This window comes from Streptomyces sp. NPDC056479 (assembly GCF_042795335.1).
Lineage (GTDB): Bacteria > Actinomycetota > Actinomycetes > Streptomycetales > Streptomycetaceae > Streptomyces.
Genome location: NZ_JBHTRZ010000012.1, coordinates 41,353 through 58,694 on the forward strand (window position 1 = coordinate 41,353; position 17,342 = coordinate 58,694).

The window sequence follows — 17,342 nt, forward strand, 5'->3', positions numbered from 1 at the left end:
GATATATGCCTACGACTCTACTGGTGAGCCGGCACCGGTTCGGACACGAGTTCGGGATCCCGCCCGGCAAGGCGCTCACGCCAGGCGGCGAGCACGGCCGCGTCGGTGGGCTTCGTCATCAAGGAGACGGCGATGTACGCGGCGAGGGAAGACAGCAGGCCGTAGTAGACCGGTTCGTTGGCCAGGATGCCGTGGGTCGCCATCAGGGTGATCACCGCGACGCCGCCGACCACGACCGAGGCGAGCGCGCCCTGCGCGGTGCCGCGCCGCCACAGCAGACCGCCGAGGATCGGTACGAGCAGTCCGCCGACCAGGAGGTTGTAGGCGACGGTCAGCGCCTCGACGACGTTGTTGAGCGCGATGGCCGTACCGATCACGGCGAGGCCCATGATGAGGATGAAGGCGCGGTTGCCCTTCACCTCGTCGTGCGCTTCCTCGTCCGGGCGGACCGCGCCGCGCAGACGTGACCAGATGTCGTTGTTGGCGACGGTCGCGCAGGCGATGAGCGCGCCGGAGGAGGTGGACATCACGGCGGCGAGCGCGGCGGCCAGCACCAACCCTCTGACTCCGACGGGGAGTTCGTCCTTGACGATGGTCGCGAAGGCGTCGTCCGGGCTGCCGAGCTTGGGGTAGAGCACCTTGGCCGCGGTGCCGATGACGGCGCCGGCGAGGGCGTAGACGAGACAGTAGGTGCCGGCGACGGTGCCGCCCCACTTGGCGGTCTTGTCGCTGCGGGCGGTGAAGACGCGCTGCCAGATGTCCTGCCCGATCAGCATGCCGAAGGTGTAGATCAGCACGTAGGTGAAGATCGTCTCGCCGCCGATGCCCAGCGGGTCGAAGTACTCGGTCGGCAGCTTGGCCTTCATCTCGCTGAACCCGCCGGCCTTGACGACGGCGATGGGCAGCAGCAGAAGCAGCACGCCGATGGTCTTCACCACGAACTGCACCATGTCGGTGAGGGTGATCGACCACATGCCGCCGAGCGTCGAGTAGGCGACGACGATCGAGCCGCCGAGGACGATCGCGACGGTGCGGTTCATGTCGAAGAGGACGTCGAAGATCGTGGCGTACGCGATGGTCGACGTGACGGCGAGCATGAGGGTGTACGCCCACATCACGAGACCCGAGATGACGCCGGCCCGGCCGCCGTAGCGGAGGTCGAGCATCTCGGAGACGGTGTAGACCTTCAGGCGGGCGATGCGGGCGGAGAAGAAGACGGAGAGGGCGAGGAGCCCGAGGCCGATGGTGAACACCATCCAGGCGCCCGAGAGCCCGTACTGGTAGCCGAGCCCGACGCCGCCGATGGTGGACGCGCCGCCGAGGACGATCGCGGCCATGGTGCCGGAGTACATGGTCGGGCCGAGCCGGCGGCCCGCGACCAGGAACTCGCTCTTGGACTTGGCGCGGCGCATGCCCCACCAGCCCATGGCCAGCATGCCGGCCAGATAGACGACGATGACTGTGTAGTCGACGGCCATGTGGGGCCTCCTTTGCGCACATCCCGGTGGCGTGTCGTGCAAATGGGGGGTGGGGACGTTCGGCAGCGGCTCGCGGGGACATCCGCCCGTACCCGCGGCTGCCGGTCTGGAACGACAGTAGGTGGCCGGAAAGTGACTGCGAAGTGTACGTTTCATCCATCTGAAACTGCGCGAGTGTAGGAAACATCCAATGCCGGACCCCGCCGTTCCGCCCACTCCGCCGGTACCGCTCTCGGCGCTGCTGGCCCGCGAGGACCTTGGCCTGCGCCAGATCGCCGGGCCGACGGACACGGACACCGTGATCCACTGGGCCCACACCTCGGAGATGGCCGATCCGTACCCCTATCTGCTGGGCGGCGAGCTGCTGCTGTCGGCCGGGGTGCACATCCCCGAGGCGGCGGGGTCGGGGACCTACTTCGACGACTACGTGTCGCGGATCGTCGCGGCGGGCGGCGCCGCCCTCGGCTTCGGCCTCGCACCCGTGCACGACACCGTGCCGCGCGCCCTGGTGGAGGCATGCGACAGCTACCGGCTGCCCTTGCTGGAGGTCCCGCCGCAGACCACCTTCTCCGGCGTGGCCCGCGCCGTCTGGCAGCTCATGGCCCAGGCCCGCCATGCCGAACTGCGCCGCGTGACGGAGGCCCAGCAGGGCCTGGCGGCGGCGGCCTCCCGCCCGGACCCGGTGCGCGCGGTGCTGCGGCAGCTGGCCCAGCGGGTGGAGGGTTGGGCGGTGCTGTACGGCCCGGAGGGAGCGGAGGTCGCTTCGGCGGGACGAGGTCCACGGGGTGGGCCGGTGGGACGCGGCCCGCAGGACACGGCGAGCGGATCGCCGGGACAGGACCGAGCGGCAGGGCACGGATCACAGGATCCCGTCCGCGCGTCGCTCGCCGCGCTCGCTGAAGTCGTGCGGCCCTCGGGGCCGGGGACGCCCACGTCCGCAGCCGACACGGCCGCAGGCACCCATCTCGCCGCCTACGCCCTCGGAGCCGGTCAGGGTTTCGTACTCGGGGTCGCCGCGCCGCGCCGGGACCCCGGCGACCACACCATCGCCTCCGTCGCCGCCGTACTGCTCTCCCTGCTCACCGGCGAGCATCAGAGCGGCTCGGGCGCGGACCGCTCCTCGGCGCTCGTACGGCTGCTGCTGGGCGCCGAGCCGGAAGCGGTGGCCCCGCTGCTGGGCGGCGGCGGCTGGCTCGTGGTGCACGGCAGCCCCGACGCACAGCCCTGCGACCCCGTGGCCGCCTCCGCGCTGGGCGCCGCGCTCGGCTCCCCGCTGGTCGACCTGGCGCAGGACGTGGTACGCGTCCTCGTCCCGGCGGACCGCGAACCGTCCCCGCAGCCGGGCTGGACCCTGGGCGTCAGCGCCGCCGCGACCGCCCGGGACTGGCCCTCGGCCGACGCCCAGGCGGCCCGTGCCCTGTCCCGGGCGCGAGCGACCCGCACCCCGCTGTACCGGCACGGCACCCATCGGCCCGCCCTCACCGACCTGCTCTCCCCCGACGAGGCCGACACCCACGCCCGCACCCTGCTCGCGCCCCTCGCCACGCCCCTCACGGAGACCCTGCGCAGCTGGCTCTCCCTGCACGGCAGCTGGGACCGCACCGCGGGGGCCCTCTCCGTCCACCGCAACACCGTCCGCCAGCGGATCGCCCGCTGTGCGGCGCTGCTCGGCACGGACCTGGACGACCCGGACGTACGGATGGAGCTGTGGTTCGCCCTGCGCCGCATCGAGTCATGATCCGTACAGTGACCCGCGTCGCACGCGCCCCGGACTCGGTCGTTCCGACAGTTGTCTGCCTCACAATGGGAACCATGCCGATACCCGGGACACCCAGCCGCGCCGAGCTCGTCGACCATCTGGTCAGAACCCGTATCGCGGGTGACGTCGCCACTCCCCGCGAGAACAACCTCTCCCACTACCGCAAGCTGGCGAACGGCGACCGCCACTACTGGCTCGGCCTGGAGCTCGGCGACCGCTGGACCGACGAGCAGGACGTCCTCGCGGTGATGGCGGAACGCGTCGGAGTGAACGACGACGCGGAGCACCGCCACGGCCAGGACACGATCGACCCCGAGCTGACGGTGGCCGCGCTGGAGCGCATGGCGGCCCGGCTGCGCAAGGCGGCGGACGGCGGCCAGCGGGTCCTGTTCGCGACCGGCCACCCGGGCGGTCTGCTCGACGTCCACCGCGCGACGGCGGACGCGCTGCGCACCGCGGGCTGCGAGATCGTCGTGATCCCGGAGGGCCTCCAGACCGACGAGGGTTACGTCATGCAGTTCGCGGACGTCGCGGTCCTCGAACACGGCGCCACCCTCTGGCACACCCATTCCGGGGAGCCGATGAAGGCCATCCTCAGGGGACTCGAGCGCGAGGGACGTCCGCTGCCGGACCTGGTCGTGGCCGACCACGGCTGGGCCGGATACGCCGGGCAGCACGGGATCGACTCCGTCGGCTACGCCGACTGCAACGACCCGGCGCTGTTCCTCGCGGAGGCGGAGGGGACGGTGCAGGTGGTGGTGCCGCTGGACGACCACGTCGTCAGCCCGCGCCACTACGACCCGATGACGGCGTATCTGCTGAGTGAAGCGGGCCTGGTCGAGTAGGGGGTTGTACTCGGCCGCGTTGAAATCTCGGCGAACGCTGCGGGATTTCTTCGTGGAGGTCGCGTCCCTGCACACATCCCCCTGAGACACGTCTCTGTCTGTTCAACCGGAAACAGAAGTGACGGAGTTTCTCAGGGGAACGGATGTTGCTGATGCGCGAACTTGATATCGGACGTACGGCCCTGCTGCGGGCGTCGGGCGCGGTGCGCGTGCCCTCGCAGCCGCTTCCCCCGCTCGCGGAGACGCGACCCGCACGGGAGGGACGCCGGCTGTACGTCATCGACGGCGTCCGATTGCTCGCCGCCGTGCTGGTGGCCGTGCACCACTTCGCCGGCACCGACCGTCTCGACCAGCCGGGCAACCCGGTCTGGGGCCGGCCGGTGTCCGAGATCATGCCCACGGTGTTCCGCTTCTCGGCCTACGGCTGGATCGGCGTCGAGATCTTCTTCGTGATCAGCGGCTTCGTGATCTGCATGTCGTGCTGGGGCCGCACTCCACGGCAGTTCTTCGTCTCCCGGGTGATCCGGCTCTACCCGGCGTACTGGTTCGCCATCGCCTTCACCACGGCCGTCATCGTGGCCCTGCCGGGGGTGTGGGAGCGGCTGCGGCTGCGGGACATCCTGCTCAACCTCACGATGCTGCAGTCCGGTTCGGCCTCGCCGCACGTCGACGGCGTCTACTGGACCCTGTGGACTGAGCTGCGCTTCTACCTGCTCTTCCTGGTGGTCGTCGCGATGGGGCTCACGTACCGAAGGGTCGTGGTGTTCTGCTGTGTGTGGGGCACCGCCGCGATGCTCGCGCCGATCTCCGAGCTCCGCCTGATGATCCTGATCGTCAACCCGGTCGCCGCCTGGTTCTTCATCGCCGGGCTGGTGCTCTACCTGATGTACAGGTTCGGCCAGGACCTGCTGCTGTGGGGCATGCTGACCATGTCGTGGCTGATGGCGCAGGTGGAGATCGGGCGCCGTATCGAGTCCGTCGAGCACGTCTCCGGCTGGCGCGGCAGCGCGCTCATCTACACGGTGTTCCTGCTGTTCATGGTCGCCGTCGCGCTGGGCTTCACGGACCGCGTCCGCTGGAAGTGGCTGGTCACCGCGGGAGCACTGACGTATCCGCTCTATCTGACGCACTACCTCGCCGGTACGACGCTGATCAACCGGCTGCGGGACACCATGGACCCCCGGCTGCTGATCGCCGTGGTGATCGCCGGGTTCCTGGTGCTGAGCTGGCTGGTCCACCGGTGCGTGGAGCGTCCGGCGGCAGGGCTGCTGAAGCGGGGGCTGGACACGTCCTTCGCGCGGCTGCGGAACGCGACCCGCGGGTGATCCGCCGGGTCACCGGCCGTCAGCGCGGGACGCGGACCACGCCCTCCTGGATCACCGACACCGCCAGCCGCCCGTCCTGGGTGTGGATACGGGCCTGTCCGAGCCCGCGTCCGCCGTACGCCGACGGCGACTCCTGGTCGTACAGCAGCCACTCGTCCGCCCGGAAGGGCCGGTGGAACCACATCGCGTGGTCCAGCGAGGCACCGACCACGTCGCCGACGGCCCAGCCGCCCCGGCCGTGCGCGAGCAGGACCGAGTCGAGCAGGGTCATGTCGGAGACGTAGGTGGCGAGTACGACGTGCAGCAACGGGTCGTCGGCGAGCTTGCCGTTGGTGCGGAACCAGACCTGGGAGTGCGGTTCGCGGGGCTCACCGAACCTTCCGTACGGCGGCTCGTCGACATAGCGCAGGTCGACCGCCTGGCGTGCCTCCAGGAACCGTTCGACGACCGCCGGGTCGAGGTGGTCGTAGCCGCGCAGCCGCTCCTCGGAGGTGGGCAGCGACTCCGGGTCGGGCGCGGGCGGCATCGGGGCCTGGTGGTCCAGGCCCTCCTCGTACGTCTGGAAGGACGCCGACAGCGCGAAGATCGGCTTGCCGTGCTGGACGGCGACCACCCGGCGGGTGGTGAAGGAGCGGCCGTCGCGCATCCGGTCGACGTTGTAGACGATGGGCGCGCCCGGGTCCCCCATGCGCAGGAAGTACGCATGGAGGGAGTGGGCGGGCCGGTCCGCGGGCACCGTGCGGCCGGCGGCGACGAGCGCCTGGGCCGCGACCTGACCGCCGAAGACGCGGGGGACGACGGCGGAGCGGGACTGGCCGCGGAAGATGTCCACCTCGATCTGCTCCAGGTCGAGCAGATCGAGGAGACCCTGTAGTGCCTCGTTCATGGCACCTTTTCTACTGGCAGGTGATTGCAGAGGCCTTACCGGCCCATTCCCTACAGAACCATGGCCTACAGACCCATGTCCTTGGCGATGATCGACTTCATGATCTCGCTGGTGCCGCCGTAGATGCGGTTGACGCGGTTGTCCGCGTACAGGCGGGCGATCGGGTACTCGTTCATGAACCCGTAGCCGCCGTGCAGCTGGAGGCAGCGGTCGATCACGCGGTGCGCGACCTCCGTGCAGAAGAGCTTCGCGGAGGCGGCCTCGGCGGGCGTCAGCTCGCCGGCGTCCAGGGCCTCCAGCGTGCGGTCGGCGACGGCCTCGGCCGCGTCGACCTCGGCCTGGCAGGCGGCCAGCTCGAACTTGGTGTTCTGGAAGGAGGCGACGGTCTTGCCGAAGACGGTGCGCTCCTGGACGTACTCCTTGGCGAACCGGACGGCCGCCTTGGCCTGCGCGTAGGCGCCGAAGGCGATGCCCCAGCGCTCGGAGGCGAGGTTGTGGCCGAGGTAGTAGAAGCCCTTGTTCTCCTCGCCGAGGAGGTCCTCGACCGGGACCTTCACATCGACGAACGCCAGCTCGGCGGTGTCGGAGGTCTTCAGGCCGAGCTTGTCGAGCTTGCGGCCTACGGAGTAGCCCTCGGACTTGGTGTCCACGGCGAACAGCGAGATGCCGTGGCGGCGGTCCTCGGCGCTGGGCGCGTCGGTGCGGGCGCAGACGATCACACGGTCGGCGTGCACGCCGCCGGTGATGAAGGTCTTGGCGCCGTTGAGGACGTAGTGCGTGCCGTCCTCGGAGAGCTTGGCGGTGGTCTTCATGCCCGCGAGGTCGGAGCCGGTGCCCGGCTCGGTCATCGCCAGCGCCCACATCTCCTCACCGGAGACGAACTTCGGCAGGAACCGCTTCTTCTGCTCGTCGCTGGCGAGCATCTTGATGTACGGCAGGCCGAGCAGCACGTGCACGCCGGAGCCGCCGAACTGGACGCCCGCGCGGGACGTCTCCTCGTACATCACGGCCTCGAACTTGTACGACTCGATGCCGGCGCCGCCGTACTCCTCGTCGACGCGGATGCCGAAGACGCCGAGCTCGGCGAGCTTGTAGTAGAAGTCGCGGGGCGCCTGGCCCGCCGCGAACCACTCGTCGTAGACCGGGACGACCTCGGCCTCGATGAAGGCGCGGATGGTCTCCCGGAACGCCTCGTGATCCTCGTTGAACACCGTACGGCGCACGCCGTCCACCTCCACCGGTACATGTCTAAGCGCTTGCTCACTCAACCGTACCGGCGAGTACGAAGAACCGTCCAGGGGGTCCACCCCGTAACGCTCGTCACGCTCCTCACTCCCGGGAGCCCTCAGAGCCGTACATCCGCCCGGTGCTCGTGGTCCAGACCGTGCTCGGCGCACGGCCGGCCTCCGTCGCGCGGGCAGATCATCGAGTACGCGGACACCCGCGCCCGGTACACCCGCCAGGGCGCCGGCGGGCGCACCTCGTCCGGAGCGATCGCCCGTCCGCCCCGGCCTGCGGGGGCCGGGATGACCCGCAGCCCCTCCAGCGCCTGCGCCCCGTCCAGCTCCGTCGCGGTGGCGGTCATGTACAGCGCACGCGGGGCGGCCGTGCCGACCGGTGCACGGGAGTCGTGGATGACGATGCCGACGCGGGGCTCATGGGCGAGGTTGCGGGAGTGCGTGACCTCGGGGGACGAGACCCAGTAGAAGTCGCGGCCGTCCTCGGTGGAGTAGAACAGCGGCGCGGCCCAGGGGGCGCCGTCGGCGCCCACGGTGGCCAGCACCATGTACATGTTGCCGTCGATGATCTCCCGCGCCGCGCTGCGGGTGCCGTCGGTCTCCCCGGTCATACGTCCCCCTCGTTCCGCAGGGGTGACCACTCTAGGGGCGCCTCGCGGAACCGGCCCCCGCCGTACGCCGCCGTGTCCCGCGCCCCGCCCGCCGCAGCCGTACACCCACGAAGGCCAGGGCCGCCACGGCCACGACGGCCACGATCACCTTGGAGTAGAGGCCCACCAGGTCGGTGACCTCGTGCCAGCGCGCGCCGAGGGCGTAGCCGCCCGCGATGAACGCGGTGTTCCAGATGAGGCTGCCCGCCGTGGTGAGGGCGAGGAACAGGGGGAGCCGCATGCGTTCGACTCCGGCCGGTATCGAGATCAGGCTGCGGAAGACGGGCACGAAGCGGCCGAAGAACACGGCCTTGGTGCCGTGCCGGACGAACCACGCCTCGGTGCGCTCCACGTCGGCGATCTTCACCAGCGGCAGCCGTGCCGCCACCGCGATCAGCCGCTCCCGGCCGAAGAGCGCGCCGAGCAGATACAGGATCAGCGCACCCACCACCGAGCCCGCCGTCGTCCAGGCCACGGCGGCGACCACGTCCATCCGGCCCTGGCTCGCCGTGAACCCCGCCAGCGGCAGGATCACCTCGCTGGGCAGCGGCGGAAAGAGGTTCTCCAGGGCGATGGCCAGCCCGGCGCCCGGGCCGCCCAGCGTCTCCATGAGGTCGGCGGCCCAGCCGGCGACTCCACCGACCGGCGCTTCGGACGCAGCAGCAATGATCACACTGCCACTTTACGAAGTCTTGACCTAAAGGCGGCATGAGGAAGACCGCAGAACCGGCCGGCCCGACGCGTCGCGGCCCGGCGTACGGCTCACTCCGCCCGGCGTACGGCTCCCTCCGCCCCGGCCGCCGCGAACGCCCCCCGGGCCATCCGGTGCAGCAGCACCGCCGTGACACCCCGCCCCGGCAGCGACCCCGGCCGCCCCAGATGCGGCGTCGAGTTCAGCAGCCCGAACACCGAGTGCACCGCCGAGCGGGCCGTCGGTTCGGTCAGCTCCGGGTACACCTCGCGCACCACCTCCACCCACAGCTCGACGTACTGCCGCTGCAGCTGCCGTACGAGCTTGCGGTCGCTGTCGCGCAGGCGGTCCAGCTCACGGTCGTGCAGGGTGATGAGGGGACGGTCGTCGAGGGCGAAGTCGATGTGGCCCTCGATGAGGGAGTCGAGGACCGCCTCGGCCGGCACCCCGTCGGCCTCAGCGAGGCGCAGCTTCGCGCCCGTCAGCAGCTGTCCGCTGATGCCGACCAGCAGCTCCGCGAGCATCGCGTCCTTGCCGGCGAAGTGCCGGTAGAGACCGGGGCCGCTGATGCCCACGGCGGCGCCTATCTCGTCGACACCGACGCCGTGGAAGCCGCGCTCGGCGAAGAGCCGCGCGGCTTCCTTGAGGATCTGTTCGCGGCGGGTCGGGGCGTCGGTTCTGGTGGCCATGAAAGCAATTCTAGACAGGGAGGTTAGCGGTCGTTAACCTGAAGGAAATGGTTAACGCTCATTAACAGTCGATCACTGGGTGAGGGGACCGCAGGATGCATGAGGCACCGGAGCTTCACAGCGCGGCAGATCCCGCGTCGGAGGCCTTTCGGGCCAACGAGGAGGGCCATCGGGCGCTCGGCGAGGAGCTGCGCGGCAAGCTCGCCGCGGCCCGGCTCGGCGGCGGCGAGAAGGCCCGCGCCCGGCACACCGCGCGCGGCAAGCTGCTGCCGCGCGACCGGGTGGACACCCTCCTCGACCCCGGATCGCCCTTCCTGGAGCTCGCTCCCCTCGCCGCCGACGGGATGTACGACGACCAGGCACCGGCCGCCGGCGTCATCGCCGGGATCGGGCGGGTCAGCGGGCGCGAGTGCGTGATCGTCGCCAATGACGCCACCGTCAAGGGCGGCACGTACTACCCGATGACCGTGAAGAAGCACCTGCGCGCGCAGGAGGTGGCCTTGGAGAACCGGCTGCCGTGTCTGTATCTGGTCGACTCGGGCGGCGCCTTCCTGCCGATGCAGGACGAGGTCTTCCCCGACCGGGAGCACTTCGGGCGGATCTTCTACAACCAGGCCCGTATGTCGGGCGCCGGCATCCCGCAGATCGCCGCCGTCCTCGGCTCCTGCACCGCGGGCGGCGCCTATGTCCCCGCCATGAGCGACGAGGCCGTCATCGTCCGCAACCAGGGCACGATCTTCCTCGGCGGTCCCCCGCTGGTGAAGGCCGCCACGGGCGAGGTCGTCACCGCGGAGGAGCTCGGCGGCGGCGAGGTCCACTCGCGGGTGTCGGGCGTGACAGACCATCTCGCCGAGGACGACGCCCACGCGCTGCGGATCGTCCGGAACATCGTCGCCACCCTCCCCGCGCGCGGAGCGCTCCCGTGGGAGGTCACCGCCGCCGCCGAGCCGAAGGTCGACCCCTACGGCCTCTACGGCGCCGTCCCCGTCGACTCCCGCACCCCCTACGACGTACGCGAGATCATCGCGCGCGTGGCCGACGGCTCCCGTTTCGCGGAGTTCAAGGCCGAGTTCGGGCAGACCCTGGTCACCGGCTTCGCCCGGATCCACGGCCACCCGGTCGGCATCGTCGCCAACAACGGCATCCTGTTCTCCGAGTCCGCCCAGAAGGGCGCCCACTTCATCGAGCTGTGCGACCAGCGCGGGATCCCCCTGGTGTTCCTGCAGAACATCTCCGGGTTCATGGTCGGCAAGGACTACGAGGCCGGCGGCATCGCCAAGCACGGCGCCAAGATGGTGACGGCGGTCGCCTGCACACGCGTGCCGAAGCTGACGGTCGTGGTCGGCGGTTCGTACGGCGCGGGCAACTACTCGATGTGCGGGCGGGCGTACTCGCCCCGCTTCCTGTGGATGTGGCCCAACGCCAAGATCTCCGTCATGGGCGGCGAACAGGCCGCCTCGGTCCTCGCGACCGTCAAGCGGGACCAGTTGGAGGCGCGCGGTGAGGACTGGCCCGCGCAGGACGAAGAAACCTTCAAGGACCCGATCCGCGCGCAGTACGAGCGCCAGGGGAACGCCTACTACGCGACGGCCCGCCTGTGGGACGACGGGGTCATCGACCCCCTGGAGACCCGCCAGGTACTGGGACTGGCCCTGACCGCCTGCGCCAACGCGCCACTGGGCGACCCCCAGTTCGGCGTCTTCCGGATGTGATGAGGGGACCCATGTTCGACACGGTACTTGTGGCCAACCGGGGTGAGATCGCCGTCCGCGTGATCCGGACCCTGCGCACGATGGGCGTGCGCTCGGTGGCCGTCTTCTCGGACGCGGACGCGGACGCACGGCACGTCCGGGAGGCCGACACAGCGGTACGGCTCGGTCCGGCGGCGGCCGCCGAGAGCTATCTGTCGGTCGAGCGCATCCTTCAGGCGGCGGCCCGCTCCGGCGCCCAGGCGGTGCACCCCGGATACGGCTTCCTCGCGGAGAACGCCGCCTTCGCGCGCGCGTGCGCCGACGCGGGGCTCGTCTTCATCGGGCCGCCCGCGGACGCCATTTCCCTCATGGGCGACAAGATCCGCGCCAAGGAGACGGTGAAGGCGGCCGGCGTGCCGGTCGTGCCCGGCTCCAGCGGCAGCGGCCTGACGGACGCCGAACTCGCCGACGCCGCCCGTGAGATCGGCATGCCCGTACTGCTCAAGCCCTCCGCCGGCGGTGGCGGCAAGGGCATGCGGCTGGTGCGGGACGAGACGCAACTGGCGGACGAGATCGCCGCCGCCCGCCGTGAGGCCCGCGCCTCCTTCGGCGACGACACCCTCCTCGTCGAGCGGTGGATCGACCGCCCCCGGCACATCGAGATCCAGGTCCTGGCCGACGGCCACGGCCAGGTGCTGCACCTGGGCGAGCGCGAGTGCTCGTTGCAGCGGCGGCACCAGAAGATCATCGAGGAGGCACCGAGTGTGCTGCTCGATGAGGAGACCCGGGCCGCGATGGGCGAGGCGGCCGTGCAGGCGGCGCGCTCGTGCGGCTACCGGGGCGCGGGCACGGTGGAGTTCATCGTGCCGGGCGGCGATCCGTCGTCGTACTACTTCATGGAGATGAACACCCGCCTCCAGGTGGAGCACCCGGTCACCGAACTCGTCACCGGCCTCGACCTGGTGGAGTGGCAGCTGCGGGTGGCGGCGGGTGAGCGACTGCCGTTCACACAGGACGAGATCCGGCTGACCGGGCACGCCGTCGAGGCCCGTATCTGCGCCGAGGACCCCGCGCGCGGGTTCCTGCCCTCCGGCGGCACCGTCCTCAGGCTCCGCGAGCCACAGGGCGACGGCATCCGTACCGACTCCGGGCTCAGCGAGGGCACGGAGGTCGGCAGCCTGTACGACCCGATGCTGTCCAAGGTGATCGCGTACGGCCCCGACCGCGCGACCGCGCTCAGGAAGCTCCGGGCGGCTCTCGCGGAGACGGTCACGCTGGGCGTGCAGACCAACGCCGGGTTCCTGCGGCGGCTGCTCGCGCATCCGTCGGTCGTGGCGGGCGAGCTGGACACGGGGCTCGTCGAGCGCGCGGTGGACGACCTGGTCCCCACCGACGTACCGGAAGAGGTGTACGAGGCGGCGGCGGCCGTACGGCTGGACGCCCTGCGGCCTCGTGGGGCGGGGTGGACCGATCCGTTCTCCGTGCCGAGCGGCTGGCGGCTGGGCGGCGAGCCCAGGCCCGTCGGCTTCCCGCTGCGGATCGGCGACCCCGTGGAGCACGCCCCGCGCGGCACCCACACCGTCACGGACGACCAGGTGGCCGTCACCCTCGACGGCGTCCGCCACACCTTCCACCGCGCCGCCGACTGGCTGGGCCGCGACGGCGACGCCTGGCACGTACGCGACCACGACCCGGTGGCCGCCTCGCTCACCGGGGCCGCCCACGCGGGCGCCGACTCGCTCACCGCGCCCATGCCGGGGACGGTGACGGTGGTGAAGGTCGCCGTGGGCGACGAAGTGACCGCCGGACAGAGCCTGTTGGTTGTGGAGGCGATGAAGATGGAGCACGTCATCTCCGCCCCGCACGCCGGCACGGTCGCCGAACTCGACGTCACCCCCGGTACGACGGTCGCCATGGACCAGGTCCTGGCGGTCATCACCCCGGAGGAGGAGGACTCATGACGCTGCCCATGACGGTACCGGCCACGGACCTGCCCGCCCGGGTCCGCATCCACGAGGTCGGCGCGCGCGACGGCCTGCAGAACGAGAAGTCGACCGTGCCGACCGAGGTCAAGGCGGAGTTCGTCCGCCGGCTCGCCGACGCGGGGCTGACGACGATCGAGGCGACGAGCTTCGTGCACCCGAAGTGGGTGCCCCAACTCGCCGACGCCGAGCAGCTGTTCCCGCTCGTCGCCGGTCTGCCCGGTGTGCACCTGCCCGTCCTGGTCCCCAACAACCGCGGCCTGGACCGCGCCCTGGCCCTCGGCGCCCGCCGGGTCGCCGTCTTCGCCAGTGCCACGGAGTCCTTCGCGAAGGCCAACCTCAACCGGAGTCTGGACGAGTCACTGGCGGTCTTCGAGCCGGTGGTGAAGCGGGCGAAGGACGAGGACCTTCATGTCCGCGGCTATGTCTCCATGTGCTTCGGCGACCCGTGGGAGGGCGCGGTCCCTCTCCACCAGGTCGTCCGGGTCTGCAAGGCGTTGGTCGCGATGGGCTGTGACGAGCTGAGCCTCGGCGACACCATCGGCGTCGCGACCCCGGGCCACGTCCTCGAGCTCCTCTCCCTCCTCAACGAGGAGGGGGTGCCGACGAACGTCATCGGCGTGCACTTCCACGACACCTACGGCCAGGCACTGGCCAACACCTACGCCGCCCTGGAACACGGCGTCACCACGATCGACGCCTCCGCCGGCGGCCTGGGCGGCTGCCCCTATGCCAAGTCCGCCACCGGAAACCTCGCCACGGAAGACCTCGTGTGGATGCTGCGGGGCCTCGGCATCGACACCGGAGTCGACCTCGACCGTCTCGTCGCCACGAGCGCGTGGATGGCCGAACAACTGGGCCGACCCAGCCCGTCCCGCACCGTACGAGCCCTCTCCCACAAGGAGCAGTGAACAGCCATGGACCACCGTCTCTCCCCCGAACTGGAGGATCTCCGCCGCACGGTGGAGGAGTTCGCCCACGACGTCGTGGCGCCGAAGATCGGCGACTTCTACGAGCGTCACGAGTTCCCGTACGAGATCGTCCGGGAGATGGGCCGCATGGGCCTGTTCGGACTGCCGTTCCCCGAGGAGTACGGCGGCATGGGCGGCGACTATCTGGCGCTCGGCGTGGCGCTGGAGGAGTTGGCGCGCGTCGACTCCTCGGTCGCCATCACGCTGGAGGCCGGTGTCTCCCTGGGCGCGATGCCGATCCATCTCTTCGGCACGGAGGCACAGAAGCGCGAGTGGCTGCCGCGTCTCTGCGCCGGCGAGATCCTGGGCGCCTTCGGCCTGACGGAGCCCGACGGCGGATCGGACGCGGGCGCGACGCGCACCACGGCCCGCCTCGACGAGTCGACGAACGAGTGGGTGATCAACGGCACCAAGTGCTTCATCACCAACTCCGGCACGGACATCACGAGCCTGGTCACGGTCACCGCGGTGACCGGCCGCAAGCCGGACGGCAAGCCGCTCATCTCGTCGATCATCGTCCCGTCCGGCACCCCGGGCTTCACGGTCGCGGCGCCGTACTCCAAGGTCGGCTGGAACGCCTCGGACACGCGTGAGCTGTCCTTCCAGGACGTCCGCGTCCCGGCGGCCAACCTCTTGGGCGAGCAGGGCCGCGGGTACGCGCAGTTCCTGCGCATCCTGGACGAGGGCCGGATCGCCATCGCGGCACTCGCTACTGGTCTTGCGCAGGGCTGTGTGGACGAGTCGGTCAAGTACGCCAAGGAACGCCAGGCCTTCGGCCGCCCCATCGGCGCCAACCAGGCCATCCAGTTCAAGATCGCCGACATGGAGATGAAGGCCCACACGGCCCGCCTCGCCTGGCGCGACGCGGCCTCGCGCCTGGTCTCCGGGGAGCCCTTCAAGAAGGAGGCGGCCCTGGCGAAGCTGTACTCGTCGACCATCGCCGTGGACAACGCCCGAGACGCGACCCAGATCCACGGCGGCTACGGCTTCATGAACGAGTACCCGGTCGCCCGCATGTGGCGCGACTCCAAGATCCTGGAGATCGGGGAGGGGACGAGCGAGGTGCAGCGGATGCTGATTGCCCGGGAATTGGGGTTGGTGGGGTGAGTCTCGCCGTCGGGCGGAAACTCCCGCTGCAGACCGGGTAAGCCCCACAGCCCTGGGTGCCCAAGTCTGCCGAGTCGCCGTCGCCATCGCCGCGAAAGCGACGGCGACTCTTCACGGAGTCACCGCGCTAGGGTCGATCGAATGTCTCGACCTTGGTGCGGAATTCCAGTCCATCCCGGGGAATGAAGACTTCCACGACGAAATCGGGCAGAGCATCCACAGACGGCTCTCCATCCTCTGTCTGGCTACCGGGCTCCGCCTGCCAGTCCACCAGGTGAACGACTGCGGCGTACCTACCACTGTCCAGCGATAGCTCCACCTTTTCGGCGCCGCTGTAATTCCCGACGGCTTCGAGGCCACCGAGCTCAAGCGCTCCGTCCGAGACAAGAAGATACGGCTCGGATGAAACGAGGAGATGTGCCCTTTCCCGCTCACTGAGGCTTCCCGGGGCTGCCACGCCGCGGACGGCGACCTGGAATGCCCCGTTGCCGCCAACATTGATCGGGACAAATACGCCGTCCGAGATCCGTCGTTCGAGGGCAGAATCCTCGGCTACCTCGTCCTCCCATTGATCCAACTCGCTGACGTGACTGAAGGCGCTCGCACGCCATAGGCCGAAGAGACCCGCACCGGTCACCACGGGGTGAGAGGAGTCCAAGTCACCCAATTGCATGGCCCTGCCCCACCTAACATCTTCTGACTGTGATCGAGACGCTGCAAACCACCTCGCCCGGCTTCAACCCTGAGCACCCAGACTTCGGTTCACCGAGCTATCGAGTGGCCGTCAACAAGCGCCCATTGCAAGGGAGTTGCGACCAGCCACCCCCACCAGCCCAACCCACAGCAGCCTCTAAGCCTTCGATCACAGGGCCCCCACCCCTGGACATCAGCTCAGGTTAGGCTAACCTACCTTCGAATTGTCCGGCGGGCGATCCGCCCTGTTCGAAAGCAGCGTACTCATGCCCAACGCCAGAGCCACCCACCTCACCCGCCGCGGCATCCTCGCCGCCGGCGGTGCCCTCGGACTCGGCGCCGTGCTCGCCGCGTGCGGGGACGATGACGCGAAAAGCGGTGGCTCCGGCGAGGCCACGACTGCCGGCAAGTCCGGCCCCTGGACGTTCAAGGACGACCGCGGCACCACCGTGAAGCTCGACAAGGTCCCGACGAAGATCGTCGCCTTCGTCGGCGTCGCGGCCGCCCTGTACGACTACGGCATCGAGGTCAAGGGCGTCTTCGGCCCGACCAAGACGCAGGACGGCAAGGCCGACGTCCAGGCCGGCGACATGGACGTCAGCAAGCTGACCGTCTTCGGCAACGTCTGGGACCAGTTCAACGTCGAGCAGTACGCGGCGTTCGCCCCCGAGGTCCTCATCTCCACGACCTTCGACAGCGCCGGCACCCTCTGGTACGTCCCGGAGGCCTCCAAGGACAAGATCGCCAAGCTCGCCCCGAGCGCGGCCGTCTCCGTCTACGACCGTCAGCTGACCCAGCCGCTGGAGCGGGTGTGGGAGCTGGCCGAGTCCCTCGGCGCCGACCTGAAGGCCGACAAGGTCGCCCAGTCCAAGAAGGAGTTCGAGGCCGCCGCCGAGCGCCTGCGCAAGGCCGCCAAGGCCCGCCCCGAGATCAAGGTGATGGCCGGTTCCGCCAGCCAGGACATCTTCTACGTCTCCGGCACCAACCTCTCCATCGACCTTGAGTACTTCAAGGCCCTCGGCGTGAACTTCGTCGAGCCGCCGGAGAGCGCCAAGAAGGAGGGCGGCGGCTGGTTCGAGAGCCTCAGCTGGGAGAACGTCGACAAGTACCCGGCCGACATCATCATGATGGACGACCGCACCTCGACGATCCAGCCGGCCGACATCACCGAGGCGACCTGGAAGAAGCTGCCGGCGGTCAAGGCCGGTCAGGTCATCGCTCGTTCGCCCGAGCCGATTCTTTCCTACGCCAAGTGCACGCCGCTGCTGACCAGCCTGGCCGAGGCCATCGAGAAGGCCAAGAAGGTCGCCTAGACAAGGGCCCCTTGAGGTTGCGGG

The 17,342-nt window shown here is 70.0% G+C and carries 15 protein-coding genes; 8 read left to right on the forward strand and 7 right to left on the reverse strand.

Translation table 11 applies throughout. From position 1 onward, the window contains the following. Positions 1–17: 17 nt before the first annotated feature. Entirely contained in the window at positions 18–1,478 is a 1,461-nt protein-coding gene (locus ACFQ6S_RS37915; RefSeq protein WP_383419814.1) for a sodium:solute symporter, read from the reverse strand. Between the two features lie 190 nt (positions 1,479–1,668). On the opposite strand from ACFQ6S_RS37915, the gene ACFQ6S_RS37920 reads away from it, so the two are divergent. From ACFQ6S_RS37920 to ACFQ6S_RS37930, 3 genes are all read left to right on the forward strand, one after another. Further along, positions 1,669–3,216 carry a PucR family transcriptional regulator ligand-binding domain-containing protein gene (locus ACFQ6S_RS37920; protein ID WP_383419815.1) on the forward strand — a complete coding sequence of 516 codons (1,548 nt, stop codon included), beginning with the start codon at positions 1,669–1,671 and terminating at the stop codon, positions 3,214–3,216. Positions 3,217–3,290: 74 nt separating this feature from the next. Then, positions 3,291–4,082 (forward strand): phosphatase, encoded by a 792-nt coding sequence (locus ACFQ6S_RS37925; protein ID WP_383419817.1) that lies wholly within the window; start codon positions 3,291–3,293, stop codon positions 4,080–4,082. Positions 4,083–4,234: 152 nt separating this feature from the next. Continuing rightward, entirely contained in the window at positions 4,235–5,407 is a 1,173-nt protein-coding gene (locus ACFQ6S_RS37930) for an acyltransferase family protein (protein ID WP_383419819.1), read from the forward strand. Positions 5,408–5,426: 19 nt separating this feature from the next. Here the strand turns inward: ACFQ6S_RS37930 and ACFQ6S_RS37935 are convergent, their stop codons facing one another. The 5 genes from ACFQ6S_RS37935 to ACFQ6S_RS37955 form a co-directional block, all read right to left on the reverse strand. Further along, positions 5,427–6,293 (reverse strand): acyl-CoA thioesterase, encoded by an 867-nt coding sequence (locus ACFQ6S_RS37935; RefSeq protein WP_383419820.1) that lies wholly within the window; start codon positions 6,291–6,293, stop codon positions 5,427–5,429. Positions 6,294–6,358: 65 nt separating this feature from the next. After that, positions 6,359–7,516 carry an acyl-CoA dehydrogenase family protein gene (locus tag ACFQ6S_RS37940; RefSeq protein WP_383419822.1) on the reverse strand — a complete coding sequence of 386 codons (1,158 nt, stop codon included), beginning with the start codon at positions 7,514–7,516 and terminating at the stop codon, positions 6,359–6,361. Positions 7,517–7,638: 122 nt separating this feature from the next. After that, positions 7,639–8,142 (reverse strand): pyridoxamine 5'-phosphate oxidase family protein, encoded by a 504-nt coding sequence (locus tag ACFQ6S_RS37945; protein WP_383419824.1) that lies wholly within the window; start codon positions 8,140–8,142, stop codon positions 7,639–7,641. 31 nt (positions 8,143–8,173) lie between these two features. After that, positions 8,174–8,854: a DedA family protein gene (locus tag ACFQ6S_RS37950; protein WP_383419826.1), complete on the reverse strand. Its 681-nt coding sequence runs from the start codon at positions 8,852–8,854 to the stop codon at positions 8,174–8,176. 89 nt (positions 8,855–8,943) lie between these two features. Continuing rightward, positions 8,944–9,561 (reverse strand): TetR/AcrR family transcriptional regulator, encoded by a 618-nt coding sequence (locus ACFQ6S_RS37955; protein ID WP_383419828.1) that lies wholly within the window; start codon positions 9,559–9,561, stop codon positions 8,944–8,946. A gap of 95 nt (positions 9,562–9,656) precedes the next feature. Between ACFQ6S_RS37955 and ACFQ6S_RS37960 the strand changes: the two genes are divergently transcribed. From ACFQ6S_RS37960 to ACFQ6S_RS37975, 4 genes are read left to right on the forward strand one after another with little or no spacing between them, the layout of a single operon-like run. Then, positions 9,657–11,273, forward strand: a complete 1,617-nt coding sequence (locus ACFQ6S_RS37960) for a carboxyl transferase domain-containing protein (protein ID WP_383419830.1) — start codon at positions 9,657–9,659, stop codon at positions 11,271–11,273. Between the two features lie 11 nt (positions 11,274–11,284). Beyond that, on the forward strand, positions 11,285–13,213 hold the full coding sequence (locus tag ACFQ6S_RS37965; RefSeq protein ID WP_383419832.1) for an acetyl/propionyl/methylcrotonyl-CoA carboxylase subunit alpha: 1,929 nt from the start codon (positions 11,285–11,287) through the stop codon (positions 13,211–13,213). After that, on the forward strand, positions 13,210–14,145 hold the full coding sequence (locus ACFQ6S_RS37970; RefSeq protein ID WP_383419834.1) for a hydroxymethylglutaryl-CoA lyase: 936 nt from the start codon (positions 13,210–13,212) through the stop codon (positions 14,143–14,145). Before ACFQ6S_RS37965 ends, ACFQ6S_RS37970 begins: the two co-directional genes overlap by 4 nt. A gap of 6 nt (positions 14,146–14,151) precedes the next feature. Then, positions 14,152–15,312, forward strand: coding sequence for an acyl-CoA dehydrogenase family protein (locus ACFQ6S_RS37975; RefSeq protein WP_383419836.1), 1,161 nt, complete (start codon positions 14,152–14,154; stop codon positions 15,310–15,312). A 127-nt stretch (positions 15,313–15,439) separates the two neighbouring features. On the opposite strand, the gene ACFQ6S_RS37980 is transcribed toward ACFQ6S_RS37975, so the two are convergent. After that, the gene (locus ACFQ6S_RS37980) at positions 15,440–15,952 is read right to left on the reverse strand and encodes a hypothetical protein (RefSeq protein ID WP_383419838.1); all 513 of its coding nucleotides are present in this window, start codon (positions 15,950–15,952) and stop codon (positions 15,440–15,442) included. A gap of 319 nt (positions 15,953–16,271) precedes the next feature. Between ACFQ6S_RS37980 and ACFQ6S_RS37985 the strand changes: the two genes are divergently transcribed. Next, the gene (locus ACFQ6S_RS37985; protein ID WP_383419839.1) at positions 16,272–17,318 is read left to right on the forward strand and encodes an ABC transporter substrate-binding protein; all 1,047 of its coding nucleotides are present in this window, start codon (positions 16,272–16,274) and stop codon (positions 17,316–17,318) included. Positions 17,319–17,342: the final 24 nt, after the last annotated feature.

Excerpts from the sequence above, each read along its gene's own strand:
- ACFQ6S_RS37920 (WP_383419815.1), top strand. The coding sequence starts at position 1,669 with ATGCCGGACCCCGCCGTTCCGCCCACTCCGCCGGTACCGCTCTCGGCG.
- ACFQ6S_RS37965 (WP_383419832.1), top strand. The coding sequence starts at position 11,285 with ATGTTCGACACGGTACTTGTGGCCAACCGGGGTGAGATCGCCGTCCGC.
- ACFQ6S_RS37945 (WP_383419824.1), bottom strand. The coding sequence starts at position 8,142 with ATGACCGGGGAGACCGACGGCACCCGCAGCGCGGCGCGGGAGATCATC.
- ACFQ6S_RS37925 (WP_383419817.1), top strand. The coding sequence starts at position 3,291 with ATGCCGATACCCGGGACACCCAGCCGCGCCGAGCTCGTCGACCATCTG.
- ACFQ6S_RS37970 (WP_383419834.1), top strand. The coding sequence starts at position 13,210 with ATGACGCTGCCCATGACGGTACCGGCCACGGACCTGCCCGCCCGGGTC.
- ACFQ6S_RS37975 (WP_383419836.1), top strand. The coding sequence starts at position 14,152 with ATGGACCACCGTCTCTCCCCCGAACTGGAGGATCTCCGCCGCACGGTG.
- ACFQ6S_RS37960 (WP_383419830.1), top strand. The coding sequence starts at position 9,657 with ATGCATGAGGCACCGGAGCTTCACAGCGCGGCAGATCCCGCGTCGGAG.
- ACFQ6S_RS37935 (WP_383419820.1), bottom strand. The coding sequence starts at position 6,293 with ATGAACGAGGCACTACAGGGTCTCCTCGATCTGCTCGACCTGGAGCAG.
- ACFQ6S_RS37915 (WP_383419814.1), bottom strand. The coding sequence starts at position 1,478 with ATGGCCGTCGACTACACAGTCATCGTCGTCTATCTGGCCGGCATGCTG.
- ACFQ6S_RS37955 (WP_383419828.1), bottom strand. The coding sequence starts at position 9,561 with ATGGCCACCAGAACCGACGCCCCGACCCGCCGCGAACAGATCCTCAAG.
- ACFQ6S_RS37930 (WP_383419819.1), top strand. The coding sequence starts at position 4,235 with ATGCGCGAACTTGATATCGGACGTACGGCCCTGCTGCGGGCGTCGGGC.
- ACFQ6S_RS37985 (WP_383419839.1), top strand. The coding sequence starts at position 16,272 with ATGCCCAACGCCAGAGCCACCCACCTCACCCGCCGCGGCATCCTCGCC.